This is a genomic window from Streptomyces sp. NPDC060366 (assembly GCF_042725135.1).
Lineage (GTDB): Bacteria > Actinomycetota > Actinomycetes > Streptomycetales > Streptomycetaceae > Streptomyces.
Map to the genome: position 1 here is coordinate 240651 of NZ_JBHXDC010000004.1, position 14198 is coordinate 254848.

Annotated in this window: 17 protein-coding genes; 11 read left to right on the forward strand and 6 right to left on the reverse strand. The window is 71.0% G+C overall.

What is annotated here, in order from left to right; translation table 11 throughout:
- Window positions 1–76 precede the first annotated feature (76 nt).
- Both ACFWHU_RS13685 and ACFWHU_RS13690 read right to left on the reverse strand, forming a co-directional pair.
- On the reverse strand, window positions 77–286 hold the full coding sequence (locus tag ACFWHU_RS13685; protein WP_385791916.1) for a DUF5326 family protein: 210 nt from the start codon (window positions 284–286) through the stop codon (window positions 77–79).
- A gap of 162 nt (window positions 287–448) precedes the next feature.
- Entirely contained in the window at window positions 449–766 is a 318-nt protein-coding gene (locus ACFWHU_RS13690; protein WP_078076251.1) for a cupin domain-containing protein, read from the reverse strand.
- Between the two features lie 14 nt (window positions 767–780).
- On the opposite strand from ACFWHU_RS13690, the gene ACFWHU_RS13695 reads away from it, so the two are divergent.
- The 4 genes from ACFWHU_RS13695 to ACFWHU_RS13710 all read left to right on the forward strand — a co-directional run bounded on the left by ACFWHU_RS13695 (window position 781) and on the right by ACFWHU_RS13710 (window position 4021).
- On the forward strand, window positions 781–1161 hold the full coding sequence (locus ACFWHU_RS13695; RefSeq protein ID WP_385791918.1) for a phage holin family protein: 381 nt from the start codon (window positions 781–783) through the stop codon (window positions 1159–1161).
- A gap of 6 nt (window positions 1162–1167) precedes the next feature.
- Complete coding sequence (locus ACFWHU_RS13700) at window positions 1168–2367, forward strand: cystathionine gamma-lyase (RefSeq protein WP_387225004.1); 1200 nt, start codon at window positions 1168–1170, stop codon at window positions 2365–2367.
- Between the two features lie 228 nt (window positions 2368–2595).
- The gene (locus tag ACFWHU_RS13705; RefSeq protein ID WP_385791922.1) at window positions 2596–3489 is read left to right on the forward strand and encodes a LysR family transcriptional regulator; all 894 of its coding nucleotides are present in this window, start codon (window positions 2596–2598) and stop codon (window positions 3487–3489) included.
- Between the two features lie 52 nt (window positions 3490–3541).
- A complete protein-coding gene (locus ACFWHU_RS13710; protein ID WP_385791924.1) occupies window positions 3542–4021 on the forward strand; it encodes an NUDIX domain-containing protein in 480 nt (159 codons plus the stop codon).
- Between the two features lie 21 nt (window positions 4022–4042).
- Here the strand turns inward: ACFWHU_RS13710 and ACFWHU_RS13715 are convergent, their stop codons facing one another.
- A complete protein-coding gene (locus ACFWHU_RS13715; protein WP_385791926.1) occupies window positions 4043–4720 on the reverse strand; it encodes an HAD family hydrolase in 678 nt (225 codons plus the stop codon).
- 76 nt (window positions 4721–4796) lie between these two features.
- Between ACFWHU_RS13715 and ACFWHU_RS13720 the strand changes: the two genes are divergently transcribed.
- Window positions 4797–5336 carry a DUF2269 domain-containing protein gene (locus tag ACFWHU_RS13720; RefSeq protein WP_385791928.1) on the forward strand — a complete coding sequence of 180 codons (540 nt, stop codon included), beginning with the start codon at window positions 4797–4799 and terminating at the stop codon, window positions 5334–5336.
- On the opposite strand, the gene ACFWHU_RS13725 is transcribed toward ACFWHU_RS13720, so the two are convergent.
- Window positions 5320–6552 carry an MFS transporter gene (locus ACFWHU_RS13725; protein WP_387225005.1) on the reverse strand — a complete coding sequence of 411 codons (1233 nt, stop codon included), beginning with the start codon at window positions 6550–6552 and terminating at the stop codon, window positions 5320–5322. The two genes, ACFWHU_RS13720 and ACFWHU_RS13725, sit on opposite strands and share 17 nt — an antisense overlap.
- Window positions 6553–6762: 210 nt before the next feature.
- On the opposite strand from ACFWHU_RS13725, the gene ACFWHU_RS13730 reads away from it, so the two are divergent.
- Entirely contained in the window at window positions 6763–7245 is a 483-nt protein-coding gene (locus ACFWHU_RS13730; protein WP_387225006.1) for a MarR family winged helix-turn-helix transcriptional regulator, read from the forward strand.
- Window positions 7246–7255: 10 nt separating this feature from the next.
- The gene (locus ACFWHU_RS13735; RefSeq protein WP_385791934.1) at window positions 7256–7720 is read left to right on the forward strand and encodes a GNAT family N-acetyltransferase; all 465 of its coding nucleotides are present in this window, start codon (window positions 7256–7258) and stop codon (window positions 7718–7720) included.
- A 58-nt stretch (window positions 7721–7778) separates the two neighbouring features.
- Here the strand turns inward: ACFWHU_RS13735 and ACFWHU_RS13740 are convergent, their stop codons facing one another.
- Entirely contained in the window at window positions 7779–9155 is a 1377-nt protein-coding gene (locus ACFWHU_RS13740; protein WP_387225007.1) for a serine hydrolase domain-containing protein, read from the reverse strand.
- Between the two features lie 130 nt (window positions 9156–9285).
- Window positions 9286–10152 carry an alpha/beta hydrolase gene (locus ACFWHU_RS13745; protein WP_387225008.1) on the reverse strand — a complete coding sequence of 289 codons (867 nt, stop codon included), beginning with the start codon at window positions 10150–10152 and terminating at the stop codon, window positions 9286–9288.
- A gap of 161 nt (window positions 10153–10313) precedes the next feature.
- On the opposite strand from ACFWHU_RS13745, the gene ACFWHU_RS13750 reads away from it, so the two are divergent.
- The 4 genes from ACFWHU_RS13750 (at window position 10314) to ACFWHU_RS13765 (ending at window position 14169) form a co-directional block, all read left to right on the forward strand.
- Window positions 10314–11609, forward strand: coding sequence for a DUF418 domain-containing protein (locus ACFWHU_RS13750; protein WP_387225010.1), 1296 nt, complete (start codon window positions 10314–10316; stop codon window positions 11607–11609).
- 165 nt (window positions 11610–11774) lie between these two features.
- Complete coding sequence (locus tag ACFWHU_RS13755; RefSeq protein ID WP_385792277.1) at window positions 11775–12422, forward strand: TIGR04222 domain-containing membrane protein; 648 nt, start codon at window positions 11775–11777, stop codon at window positions 12420–12422.
- A gap of 188 nt (window positions 12423–12610) precedes the next feature.
- The gene (locus ACFWHU_RS13760) at window positions 12611–13018 is read left to right on the forward strand and encodes a YciI family protein (RefSeq protein ID WP_385791942.1); all 408 of its coding nucleotides are present in this window, start codon (window positions 12611–12613) and stop codon (window positions 13016–13018) included.
- A gap of 5 nt (window positions 13019–13023) precedes the next feature.
- Window positions 13024–14169, forward strand: a complete 1146-nt coding sequence (locus tag ACFWHU_RS13765) for an RNA polymerase sigma factor (protein WP_387225144.1) — start codon at window positions 13024–13026, stop codon at window positions 14167–14169.
- The last annotated feature ends 29 nt before the right edge of the window (window positions 14170–14198 follow it).

Consider the following 14198-nt stretch of genomic DNA (forward strand, 5'->3'; position numbering starts at 1 on the left):
CGGGGGCCGCCCCCGGCGGGGGCGGACGGCGGCGGAACGACGGTAAGAGGGGTAAGGCGGTGAGGGCCGGTGAGGGCTACCAGTCGCCCCGCGACGACGTGAACTTCCGCGCCCCGTAGACGAGGCCACCCACCAGGGCCACCAGGATCAGCAGCTTGAAGAGCAGTCCGATCACAAATCCGACCACGCTCGCGATCAGCCCGCCGAACACGACGAGCACGACCACGGGCAACGCGATCCACTTCACCCACCAGGGCATTCCCGCGACAATCTCCCGTACCGCCATCGTCCCTACCTCGTTCCGTGAGTACCTGAAGCACGCAGAAGCGTGAATACGTGATGAGCGTTCCCGCTGCTTTCGATGCTAGAGCGGCGCGGGGCGGAGCGGAGGCCCCGCGGCCCTGGAACTCCCCTGATCCGACCCTGACGCAATCGTGAGGGTCCGGCCTCAGCCCTCCGGAGGGGAGAAGACGACCATCACCCTCAGGTCCTCGGTGATGTGGTGGAACTTGTGCGGCTCACCGGCCGGTACGTAAACGACGCTGCCGCGCCCGACCTGCGTCGTCTCCATACCCACGGTGATCGAGGCGCGCCCGCTCACGACGAAGTAGACCTCGTCCTGGCGGTGCGGCTGCTGCGGGTCGATGGTGCCGGCGTCCAGCGCGTACAGGCCGACGGACATATTCCGTTCCCGTACAAACTGCAGATACGCCCCGTCGTTGGCGGCACGTTCCGCCTCCAGCTCGTCAAGTCGGAATGCCTTCATGCCACGATCTCACCATGAAGAATTTCGTAGTCAAGACGCTTGCCAACGCCGGTGCGCTCGCCGTGGCGATCTGGTTGATCAATGACATCACCCTGACCGGCGACAGCACCGGCAAGAAGGCTCTGGCGCTGGTGGTCGTGGCGCTGATCTTCGGAGTGGTGAACTTCGTCGTCAAGCCCATAGTCCAGTTGCTGACTCTGCCGCTGTTCATCGTCACCCTGGGGCTGTTCACCCTGGTCGTGAACGCGCTGATGCTGCTGCTGACCTCCTGGCTCGCCGACACGCTCGACCTGAGCTTCCATGTCGAGGGTTTCTGGACGGCGGTCCTCGGCGGCCTCATCATCTCGGTCGTGTCGTGGGCGCTGAACGTCGTGCTCCCCGACGACAAGGACTGATCCCCCATGGACCCTGTGGAGCCGGTGGAGCCGCCGGTGGAGAGCGGGACGGGCGCCGCGCCCGGTCCGGACCTCGCGGCGGGGAGCGGGCTCGGGGACGGCACGCGTGCCGTCCGGGCCGGGCTGCCCGACCCCGTGAAGTACGAACCGACCATGCCGGGCCCCGTGTTCGCCGCCCACTTCCATCTGCCGGGCGAGCCGACGGGCCCGTACACCTACGGCCGCGACACCAATCCGACCTGGACCCATCTGGAACGTGCCATCGGCGAGCTGGAGGCACCCGGCCGGACCGTCGAGACCGTCGCCTTCGCCTCCGGGATGGCCGCGATCTCGGCGGTGCTCTTCTCCCAGCTGCGCACCGGCGACGCGGTCGTCCTGCCCGACGACGGCTACCAGGCGCTGCCGCTGCTGCGGGAGCAGCTCACTGCGTACGGCATCGAGGTACGGACCGCGCCCACCGCCGGCGACGCGCAGCTCGGCGTGCTGGCCGGTGCCCGGCTGCTGTGGATCGAGACCCCGTCCAACCCCGGGCTCGACGTCTGCGACATCCGCCGGCTGGTGCGGGCCGCGCACGACCAGGGCACCCTCGTCGCCGTGGACAACACCCTCGCCACGCCGCTCGGCCAGCGGCCCCTGGAGCTCGGCGCGGACTTCTCCGTGGCCAGCGACACCAAGGGCATGACGGGCCACGGCGATATCCTCCTGGGCCATGTGACCTGCGAAGATCCCGAGCTGGCAGCGGGTGTGCGGCGCTGGCGCAAGATCGCCGGGGCCATCCCCGGACCGATGGAGGCCTGGCTCGCCCACCGCTCGCTGTCCACGCTCCAGCTCCGCGTCGACCGCCAGTGCGCGACCGCGCTGCTGCTGGCGCGGGCGCTGGCCGGACGCGCCGATGTGAGCGGACTGCGGTATCCGGGGCTGCCCGACGACCCCTCGCACGCCGTCGCCTCGACACAGATGCGGCGGTACGGGTGCGTCGTGTCGTTCGTCCTGCCCGACCGCGACCACGCCGAGCGTTTCCTGGACGGGCTGCGGCTGGTGGACGATGCGACGAGCTTCGGCGGTCTGCGCTCGACGGCGGAACGGCGGGGGCGGTGGGGCGGCGACGCCGTGCCGGAAGGCTTCGTCCGGTTCTCCGTGGGCGCCGAGGACCCCGACGACCTCCTCGCCGACGTGCTGCGCGCTCTGACGGAAGCCGTCGGCTGACCCGGTCCGCGAGACCCCGGGCGGAACGGACGGTCCGAGCCTCCCCCCTCGTGGCTCGGGCCGTCCACGGGTTCCCGCACGCGAAGAACCACGCCAACAAGGCTAGTTGACTCTGCGTCAGTGTCCAATCACAGTAGCGACAGCCGCCTATCGACTTATTTATAGTTGGACGTTCCGGCGACGGGCTCGGGACGGGTTCGGACCGGCCGGAAGTTGAGGAGGGCTGCCATGGACCTGGCCCTGCTACGTACCTTCGTCACCGTGCACCGAGCCGGATCGTTCACCCGCGCCGCCGCCCTGCTCGGGCTCTCCCAGCCCGCCGTCACCGGCCAGATACGCACCCTGGAACGCCAGTTGGGCCGCCCGCTGTTCCTGCGCCAGGCCCGTGGCGTCACCCCCACCACCATGGGCGACGAGCTCGCCCACCGTGCCGCGCCGCATCTCGACGCCCTGGTCGAGATCACCGAGACCGGTCTCGACGAGGAGTCCGGCGTACGGACGCTCCATCTCGCCGGGCCGCCGGAGTTCACCTCCGTACGCGCCCTGCCCGCGCTCACCTCGCTGATCAGCCAGGGGCTCGCCCTCCGCGCCTCCTTCTTCGCCGACGCCGAGGAACTCCTGGACGGCCTCGCCGCCGGACACCACGACCTCGCCATCGTCACCGCCCGGCCACGCGGCGGACTGCTCACCTCGACCCCGCTCTGCGACGAGGAGCACGTCCTGGTCGCCTCGCCACGCTGGGCGGCGCGGCTGGGCCACGACGTGCTGCGCGAGGGTCACGTCGTCCTGGAACAGCTTCCGGTGGTGGAGGTCCACGAGTCGCTGCCGCTCGTATCCCGCTACTGGGCCTCGGTCTTCGACTCACGGCCGGCCGCCGCGGGCGCCGTCATCGCACCGGACCTGCGCGCCGTCCTGGAGAGCGCGGCGGCCGGCGCCGGACTGGCCGTACTGCCCCGCTACCTGTGCGAAGGCGCACTGGAGCGCGGTGAGATCGTCGCTCTCTACGATCCGCCGGTGCCCCCGCTGCGCACGTACTTTCTCGTCGTACGCACCGGCACACTGGCCCTTCCGCACATCGCGCGGGCGCACGAATGGCTGCTGCGCGCTTCGGTCGACTGGTGACCGTGCGGGCCCGGGGAGTTTCGGCACGGCCGTATCGGGCCACGCTCTTCCCATGACCGAACGGCCCGTGGTCAAGCGCACCGCACGCGCCATCCTGCTCGACGACGACCATCTCGTCCTCATCAAGCGCACCAAACCGGGTGTGGACCCGTACTGGCTGACCCCCGGCGGCGGGGTCGAGCCGGACGACGCCACCGTCGTCGCCGCGCTCCACCGCGAGGTCGACGAGGAACTGGGCGCCAAGATCACCGACGTCGTGCCCTGCTTCGTCGACACCGTCGAGCACATCGCGGACGGCGGCATCACCGGCGTGAAGGTGCAGCACTTTTTCGTCTGCCGTCTCGAATCGCTGGACCCGTCGCTGCGGCACGGGCCGGAGATGGACGAGCCGTGCGGGGAGTACGAGATCGTACGGGTGCCGTTCAGCCGGGTCGGGATCGCCGCCGTCCATCTCGTACCGCTGTCGCTGCGGCACTATCTGGACGGCAATATCGAGGGCGTGCGGGCGATGCACGCGCCCGACCTGGGCTGACGCGCAGACCGGCTGACCGCTTTACGTACGCGGACGCGGGCGGGGGCTCAGCAGGTCGAACGCCTCGCGCAGATCGCCGCCCCGGTAGGTGTGCGTGGCGAGCCCGGCCAGATGGTGGTCCGCGTTCACCGCCACCGCGCGGGGGACGGACGCGAAGATCGCCGCGTCCGACATGGAATCCCCGAAGGCGACACAGTCCTCGAGCCGGACACCGAACCGCGTACACAGCTCGTTCGCGATCCGGACCTTGGCCGCCGTATCGAGAATCCCCGCCCGGTCCACCGGCCGGGTGAACGGCAGGGCCGGCCAGCGTGAGCCATGGGTGGCGTGCGCGCCCCACGGCAACAGCCGTTCGACGAAGAAGTCCGGCGACAGCGTGATCACGGCGCAGTAGTCGCCCCGCGCACGGATGTCCGCCCAGACCTCCCTGATCCCGGCCAGCCACGGCGCCGCCTCGAAGGCCGTTTCGACCTGCGCGGCGGTCAGTTCGGCCCACAGCTCCCTGGCCCGGACGGCGAACTCGTCCGGGGCCAGCCCCGCGGTCAGGAACTCACGCTCCAGCTCCGCGATCTCGGCGCTCACACCGAGCTGCCGGGAGATCTCGACGGCCGCGGCCGATCCCCGGATCAGCGTGCCGTCGAGATCGAACAGATGCAGGGTGCGGGGACGGTCGCGGGTGTTCTTCCCGGGGCTCTCCATGTACGCCGAGGTTAGTACGGGCGGTTACTCCCGCCGTCAGACGCCCCACGCCGCGAATCACGGCACCGTGTTTCACGTGAAACCACTCAAGCGGCCCGTCCGCCGGGCACTCCTTGTCGTCCATGTCGCCGTCTCCGTGAGCTGGCTGGGCCTGACCCTCGGCCTGCTCACGCTTGGTATCACCGCGTACACCACCGGAGACTCCTCCCTCACCGAGGCGTCCTACCGTGCGATGGAGGTCTTCGCCGACTGGCTGCTCGCACCCGTCGTCGTGATCACGCTCGTCAGCGGGCTGGTGCTCTCCCTGGGGACGCCCTGGGGACTGGCCCGGTACCACTGGGTCTGGGTCAAGTTCTGGATCACGCTGGTCACGGGCGCGGCGACGGTCTTCGCGCTGCGGCCGGGGATCGGGCAGGCCGCGGACAGCGGCGGTGTGCCGGATATCAGTCTGGTCGCCGCGCCGTCGGTGGCGACCGTCGCGTATCTCTTCATGACCGTCATCTCGGTGCTGAAGCCGTGGGGACTGACGCGCCGGGGGCGGCGGGTCCGGGCGGCCTCGGCCGACAGGCGTGCCGGTCGCGAGGTGGCGGAGAAGCGCCTCAGCCAGGCCGCCTGACGGCTCCGGCCGGGACCGTGTCCGTCGCTGTCTCCGTGGTGGTGTCCGTGGTGGCGATGTCGCCGTCACGGGCATCGCGGCGTTCCAGGGTGTGCGAGACGACGGCGAGGAGCAGCGCGGACGCGGCGAGCGCGGCACCGACCCAGTTGGGCGCCGTGTAGCCGAGGCCGGCGCCGATGACCAGGCCGCCGAGCCAGGCGGCGAGGGCGTTGCCGAGGTTGAACGCGCCGATGTTGACGGCGGAGGCGAGCGTCGGGGCGCCGGACGCCTGGTCGAGTACGCGCTTCTGGAGCGGCGGCACGGTCGCGAAGCCCAGCCCGCCGATCAGGAGGAGGGTGACGGCAGCGGCGATCTTGTTGTGCGCGGTGAGGGTGAACAGCGCCAGGACCACGGACAGGGCGCCCAGCGACACGTACAGCATGGGCATGAGGTGGCGGTCGGCGTACCTGCCGCCGATGAGGTTGCCGCCGACCATGCCGAGGCCGAGGAGCACCAGGAGCCAGGTGACGGACGAGTCGGCGAAGCCGGCGGTCCGCGTCATCATCGGGGTGATGTAGGTGATCGCGGCGAAGACGCCGCCGAAGCCGAGAACCGTCATTCCCATGGCGAGCAGGACCTGGACGTTACGGAAGGCGGCCACCTCGTGGCGGATCCGTACGCCTCGCGCTCGCGGCTGCTCCGGTACGAGCTTGGCGACACCGGCGAGACCGACGACCCCCAGGCCCGCGACGAGGAGGAAGGTCGCGCGCCAGCCGGTGTTCTGGCCGACGTACGTACCCAGGGGGACGCCCACGACATTGGCGAGGGTGAGACCGGTGAACATCATCGCGATGGCGCCGGCCCTCTTGTGCGGGGCGACGAGCCCGGCGGCCACGACCGAACCGATGCCGAAGAACGCGCCGTGGGCGAGTGAGGCGACGACCCGGCCGGTGAGCATGAGGCCGAAGGTGGGCGCGAGGGCGGACATGACGTTGCCCGCGATGAACAGGCCCATCAGCAGCATCAGCATGCGCTTGCGGCTGACGCGGGTGCCCAGGATGGTCATGATCGGCGCGCCGAGTACGACTCCGAGGGCGTAGCCGCTGACCAGATGGCCCGCGGTGGGGATGGTGACGCCGTACTCGGTGGCGACCTCGGGGAGCAGCCCCATGATCACGAATTCGGTGGTCCCGATTCCGAACGCCCCGATGGCCAGGGCGAGGAGCGCGAGTGGCATGGGTGTGACCCTTCCCAGATGTATGTCCGTGCGTGCGCCGCTCGCGGGTGCGCCGCTTACGGCGCCTGCTGCTTGTGCATGCGCTTTACGAGCGTGGACAATACTTGCAGGCGCCGTTTAATTGCAAGCGCGCTATATTGCAGACGTGCCCTATCCTGGGTCCGGAAGCTCCGGTCGATGGAGACGACGGAGACGACGGAGGATGACGCCATGACCGCCACGGACCCCGCACTCACCGCCCTCGCCCAGGGCTGGGTGGCCCTCTCCCTGCTGCACAGCAGGATCGAGTCGCATATCGAACGGGCCCTGCAGAGCGGGCACGATCTCAGCGTCCGCGAGTACTCACTGCTCGACGTCCTCAGCCGCCAGCACGACGGCGAGGGCGGACACCTTCAGATGAAGCAGGTCGCCGACGCGGTGGTCCTCAGCCAGAGCGCGACCACGCGTCTGGTCACCCGCCTTGAGGATCGCGCCCTGCTCACGCGCTATCTGTGCCCGACGGACCGGCGCGGGATCTACACCGACGTCAGCGAGGCGGGCCTGCGACTCCTCGCCGAGGCTCGGCCGACGAACGACACCGCGCTGCGGGAGGCCCTGGACGCGGCGGCGACGAATCCGGAGCTCGCGCCGCTGGTCAGGGCCGTGGAGGAGCTGCGCGTACCCACGCGGTCGACCCCGGCGCCATCGGCGTAATCTGCGATCCATGAACGATCTGCGCATACGGTCGGCCGACGCCGGTGACCTCCCCGAGATCGTGGCGATGCTCGCCGACGATCCACTGGGCGCGGCACGCGAGTCGCCGGACGACCTCACCCCGTACCTCAAGGCCCTCGAACGGCTCGCCGACGACCCGAATCAGTACCAGGTCGTCGCCGAGCGCGACGGGCGCGTCGTCGGCACGCTCCAACTGACGATCATCGCGGGCATCTCCCGCCGGGGCGCCACGCGTTCGGTCATCGAGGGCGTACGCGTACACGCCGACGAGCGCGGCTCCGGCCTCGGCACCCGGCTGATCCAGTGGGCCATCGACGAATCCGGGCGCCAGGGCTGTCAGTTGGTCCAGCTGACGTCCGACGCGACACGTACGGACGCCCAGCGTTTCTACGAGCGGCTCGGGTTCACCGCGTCCCACGTCGGATTCAAGATGAGTCTGGAGAGCGGGGGCTGATCCCGGGGACGGGATGCGAGTTGGCGCCGGCATCGTACGTCCGGTTTCACGTGAAACATCACAGACCGCGCCAGCCCTGCTCGTCCACCCCGCCCGGGACCGCGTCCCCCGGCTCGTACGGCTCGCGGGTGTAGACGAAGGAGCCCAGGTCGAGATGGCTCACCTGGCCGTCCGGGCGGCGGACGGCCTTCAGCGTCTCCCCCGTGTAGTAACCGTCGAGCCCCTTCCACGTACCGTCCGGTCGGGCCACGAACCGGGAACGGCGGCCCCCGTCGCGCAGCGGCGTGAAGTCCAGACCGCGGTCCGCCGTCAGGCGCAGGACATACGGGGTCGCCCCCCAGTACCAGGGACCGGTCAGCTCCAGCAGTGCCTGGTCGACCTCGGGCAGTGGCCGCCACGGCTCGGGGATACGGGGCTCCGCGTCCGCCACGATATTGATGAGTTCGGCGGCGACGACACCGGTGAGCGGGCCCGAGGTGGCGTTGGCGAGCGCGACGGCGACCAGCCCGTCCTCGACACTCACCCAGAGCGCCGCCACGAAGCCGGGCAGCGAGCCCGTGTGCCCGGCGTAGGTGCGGCCACCTCCGTGGACGAGCTGTACGCCGAGCCCGTAACCGCCGCCCCAATGACCACTCTCGGGAGGCGTGGCGGGAGTCCGGGCTTCCAGTACGGACGCGGCACTCAGGACCCGGTCGTCGCCCTCGGCGAGGAACGCACCGAAGCGGCACAGGTCGTCGGCCGTCGACCAGAGCTGGCCCGCCGGGGCCATCAGGCCGAGATCCTCGGCCGGTTCGGGCAGGATCGCGTCCGCCCAGGGATGTACGGCCCAGCCGCCGGCCGCCGGGGCGACGGGCTGTGTGCTCGTACGGTGCATCGACAGCGGCTCCAGGATCTCACGCCGCAGCACCTCCTCCCAGGACGCGCCGCGCAACGCCTCGATCAGCGAACCGAGCAGCGTGTAGCCGGGGTTGGAGTAGTGGTACAGCCGGCCGGCGGGGTGCAGCACGGGGTGCTCGCCGAGCACGTCGGCCAGTTCGGTGCGCACCGTGCCGGGTGTGCGCTCCCACCAGGGGGCCGGCGCCTCGGCCGCCAGACCGGCCCCGTGGCCGAGGAGTTGGGCGATGGTGACCTCACCGACCCCGGTACCGGGAAGGTGCTTCTCCAGCGGGTCGGCCAGATCGAGGAGGCCCTCGTCGCGCAGCCGCAGCACCAGAACGGCGGTGAAGCACTTGGTGATCGAGCCGATCCGGTACTGGGTGTCCGCGTCCGGCTCATGACCGTCGACACAGCTGCGCCCGCCCGACCAGACCGTGCGCCCGTCACGCGCGACCGCGCCGACGAACGAGGGGGCGCGCCCTTCGGACTGCGCGGTGGCGACGCGGTGCAGCAGGGCCCGTCGCGTACTGGGGAGAAGTTCTTCGAAAGGTGAGGTCATGGTCCACATCTATCGGTAGGGACTTGTCCCGTCGACCGCATTTCGGCGCGCCGAGCCCGGTCCCGGGGATCGGCAGGCCGGGGATCGGTGCGCCAGGTCTCAGCACGCTGGGGATCAGCGCACCCCGGCCTCAGAGCGCCAGACCGTCGAGGATCCCCGCCACCTTCGGGGCCTGGAGCAGGAACCCCGTATGACTGCTGTCCAAGGTGTGCACGTCGTACGGGTTCTCCGGCGTCAGCTCGTCCGCCTCGGCGATCAGCCGGTCCTGCATCGCCACCGGGATCGACCGGTCGTTGCCGAGGCGGATGTAGGAGCGGGCGATCGTGCCCCACGTATCGGCGTGCCCACGCCCCTCGCCACCGATCACCGCGAGCGACTCGTCGGGCTGGAGGATGTTGATGAAGGCCAGGAACTCCGCGTCGGTGGCCTCCGCCATCGTCGCCGCCTTGAGGGCGGCGAGCAGGTCCGGGTCGGCGGTCCGGTAGTTGGCCCGGCCGACTCCGAGCACGGCCGGGTTCCCCACGTTGAACCCGCCGAGACCGGGGAGCAGGCTGTCGGCGAACTCCGGCTCCACCATGTACTCCATCGGATTGCCACGCCGCACGCACGACCACGCGGAGATGTACACGAGCCGGTCGATCAGACCGGGAATCTCGTTGCCGACGGCGGTGGTCGTCAGTCCGCCGAGGCTGGCGCCCACGAGCACCACCGGACCGTGCTCGGCCACACGCCGCACGATGTCGACCACCATGTCGACGTTGTCCCGCAGGGTGACACCGGCCAGCGTCGACGGCTCGGCCGCCCACGCGTCGAGATCCTGCGGTGCCTGGTAGGCGGCCGAATACTGCGCGTCGAGACCGTGCCCCGGCAGATCCACCGCGAAGCTGCGGTGCCCGAGAAGCGCCAGCTCACGCTGGATCGGAGCCCACATGAAGGAGCTGCTGCACGAGCCGTGGACGAGTACGAACGTGGGGCGGGCGTCGGCGGCGGAGGGCATGGGGATCAGTCCAATTCGACTGCGTCGGAGGGTCGGAGGGTCCGACGAGCGTATCGCCGTACTTTGGTCGGCCGAGCGGTGGCGAAGCGCCATACCTTGGACGCAAACGGCTGTACAGAAGGCGGGTTACCGGCCCCGGACCCCGTTCCTAGCGTTGAGGCATGACAGCCGAGACGACGAACGACACCGGATCGGACCCCGCGCCGGCGACCGCCGCCGGGCCCCCGACCGCGGCCCCTCGCGGCGCCGTACGGCCTTCGGAACGCGCCCTCGCCCCCGATCTCGCGCGCGGGCTCATGCTGCTGTTCATCGTGCTGTCGAACACCGCGTTCCATCTGTGGGCGTCGCGTTACGGTCCCTCGGGCTGGCAGCCCGTGAACGGGGGCCGGCTCGACCGGGCCGTCCAGTTCACCATGATCACCGTCCTGGACCTGCGGGTCTATCCGCTCTTCGCCTTCCTCTTCGGCTACGGGATGACGCAGCTGTTCCTGCGTCAGAAGGCCGCGGGGACCGCCGAGCGCGATGTCGTCAGGATCCTGCGCAGGCGCAGTCTGCTGCTGATCGTCATCGGCCTGCTGCACTCCGGTCTGCTGATGGCGGGCGACATCGTCGGCTACTACGGCCTGTTGAGCCTCGCCCTGGGTTGGCTCTTCCTCAGGCGCGGCGACCGCGCGCTCAAGTGGTGGATGTGGATCGGGGCGACGCTGATGGCGATCAGCGCCGCGCAGCCGGTCGTGACGGTGCTGCTCCAGGGCGATCTGGGCGCCGTGGGCGACGCCGGCGCGGAGCCGGGCGCCGAGGCGTACGCGGCGGGCGAGGAGAGCTGGCTCGCCGCGGCCGGCACCCGCGTGGTCACCGGGGCGTTCGTCACCTTCGCCGCCGCGCCCGCGTCCCTGATCGGCGGCGCCTACGTCGTCTTCCTGCTCGGCTTCTGGGCGGCGCGCCGGCGGATCCTGGAGGAGCCGGGACAGCATCTGCGGCTGCTGCGGCGCACCGCGCTCATCGGTGTCCCGGTCGGCTGGCTCGGCGGGCTGCCCGCCGCGCTGGCGCACGTCGGCGCGATCGACGTCCCCGGCGACGCGCAGAGCGAGTCGGGGGTCCTCACCGCGCTCAGGGAGATCACCGGCGGCGCCGCCGGGCTCGGGTACGTCGCAGCCGTCGCCCTGTTCGCGCACTGGTGGACCCGCAGACCGGACCGTCGGGGCGCACGCGCCGTCGACGCGGTGTCCGCCGTCGGCAAACGCTCGCTGTCCTGCTACCTCACGCACTCCCTGATCTTCGCCCCGCTGCTGGCGGCGTGGGGTCTCGGGCTCGGTGAGCACCTGACGAGCGCCACGATGGCGCTCGTGGCGGTCGGAGTCTGGCTGGTCACGGTGGCGGGGGCGTACGCCTTGGAGCGCGCCGGGCGCCGCGGGCCGGCGGAGGCGCTGCTGCGTCGGCTGATGTACCGGTCCTGAGCGGGAGACGTACCGGTCCTGAGCGGGAGACGTACCGGACCTGAGCCGATCCGGGGCCGTACCTCAAGTCTTGCTCTGAACTGCCGCCGCGCCAGGGCCCGTTCCGGGCATCGACCCCATACTGGCGAAAGGCGACATCAGGGACAGGGGGCTCCTGTGCGAACCATGATCTGGCGGCATGTCTCGGCGGCCGAACGACGACTCGACGCGTATGAAGTGGCCTATCTGGCCGGTGGACCCCAACGCGTGCTGGAAACCGCGCTCTTCGCGCTGCGCGACCGGGGGGCCGTCACGGTGGTCGGCCCCCGCGTGCGCGCGGTCGAGGACGCCGACGGACCTGACGAGCACCCGGCCGAGCACCCGGTCGAACGGGCGGTCCTCGCGAGCTGCCCACGCGGACGTAGCCTGGCGGTCGTCGCGAAAGCCGTACGCGGCGGACCGGAAGTCGCGGAGATCGAGCGCGGCCTGGTCTCCCTCGGCCTCCTCACCCGCGCGCGCCACCGGCTCACCCCGGCGGGCAGGAGTCAGCTCAAGGCGGCCAGGGAAGCAGCCACGCTCCCCGCGTACGTCCTCGACGGCCCGGCCGCCCACCGGGACCGGCGGCTGCGCCGCATCGTCGCGGGTACGGCGATCCCCGCCGGCCTGGGGCGGTCGCTGATACGTATGGGCAGGGCCGCCGACCCTGACTACGACTACGACTACGGCACCGAGGACGGCCATGACCCGGACTCGGCTTCCGGCACGCACTCGTCCTCGGAACCCGGCGGCTTCAGCTGCGGAAGCGGTGGCGGCGGTGGCGGCGGCAGCGACTAGGGAGGGCTGATCCGATAGCCTCCAGCGCCCCCGGTCGCCCGCCTCGGCGACCTCGGAGCGGGCGACCTCCTCGGAGTCTTCGAAGTTCGCCGGAAAAGTTTCACCGCGGGATGTCGAGAACCCGGGCGCGGCTCCGTCCCAGGGGTGAACGCGGCCACAATGGGCCGTACAGCACCAAGGAGAACACCATGGCGAAGTACCTGCTGCTCAAGCACTACCGGGGCGCTCCGACCGCGGTCAACGACGTGCCGATGGACCAGTGGGAGCCGGAGGAGGTCATCGCCCACGTGCAGTACATGCGTGACTTCGCCACCCGCCTCGAAGGCACCGGCGAGTTCGTCGACAGCCAGGCGCTCTCCGAGAAGGGCACGTTCGTCCGCTACGACGGCGAGGGACGGCCGCCGGTCACCGACGGCCCGTTCGCGGAGACCAAGGACCTGATCGCGGGCTGGATGGTGATCGACGTCGAGACCTACGAGCGGGCGCTCGAACTGGCAGCGGAGCTGTCCGCGGCTCCGGGCGCGGGCGGGAAGCCGATCCACGAGTGGCTCGAGCTGCGCCCGTTCCTCGGCGCGTCCCCGACCGTCACGGAGTGACGCACATGGACGAGGCGCTGCTGCGCACCCTCACCCCCGAGGTGATCGGTGTCCTCGGCCGTCGCGGAGCGGACTTCGCGTCGGCCGAGGACGCCGTGCAGGACGCCATGGTCGAGGCCCTGCGCGTATGGCCGGACGACCCGCCGCGCGATCCCAAGGGCTGGCTGGTCACCGTGGCCTGGCGCAAGTTCCTCGACGCCGCCCGCGCCGAGACCTCACGACGGCACCGCGAGGTGCGCGTGGAGGCTGAGCCCGTACCGGGTGCGGGCGGGGCGGTGGACGACACGCTCCAGCTGTACTTCCGGTGCGCGCACCCGTCCCTGACACCGGCCTCGGCCGTCGCGCTCACGCTGCGCGCGGTCGGGGGACTCACCACGCGCCAGATCGCGCGGGCCTACCTCGTGCCGGAGGCGACGATGGCCCAGCGCATCAGCAGGGCCAAGCGGACCGTCTCCGGCGTCCGGTTCGACCGACCCGGCGATGTCGCCACGGTGCTACGGGTGCTCTACCTGGTCTTCAACGAGGGCTACTCCGGGGATGTCGACCTCGCCGGCGAGGCGATCCGGCTCACTCGCCAGCTCGCGGCCAGGACCCACCACGAGGAGGTCGCGGGCCTGCTCGCGCTCATGCTGCTTCACCACGCACGCCGCCGGGCGCGGACCGGCCCCGACGGCAGGCTCGTGACTCTCGCGGAACAGGACCGCGGCTTGTGGGACACGCGTCTGATCGCCGAGGGTGTCGACGTGCTCCAGGCAGCCCTCGCCCGCGACCGACTGGGCGAGTTCCAGGCCCAGGCCGCCGTCGCCGCGCTGCACGCCGATGCCCGGACGGCCGAGGAGACCGACTGGGTGCAGATCGTGGAGTGGTACGACGAACTGGTACGGCTCACCGACAGCCCGGTGGCCCGGCTCAACCGGGCCGTCGCGGTCGGCGAGGCCGACGGCGCGCGGGCGGGCCTCGCCGCCCTGGCGGTGCTCGACCCCGCCCTGCCCCGCCACACCGCCGTCGCGGCATACCTGCACGAGCGTGACGGAGACCGGGCGACCGCGGCACGGCTCTACGCCGAAGCCGCCCAGTCGGCGGCGAGCCTGCCCGAACGCGAACACCTCACGCGCCAGGCCGCACGGCTCAACGCGCGGCTGCGCCGCTGAGCCGCTGCACGGTTGGGCGGCTGCACGGC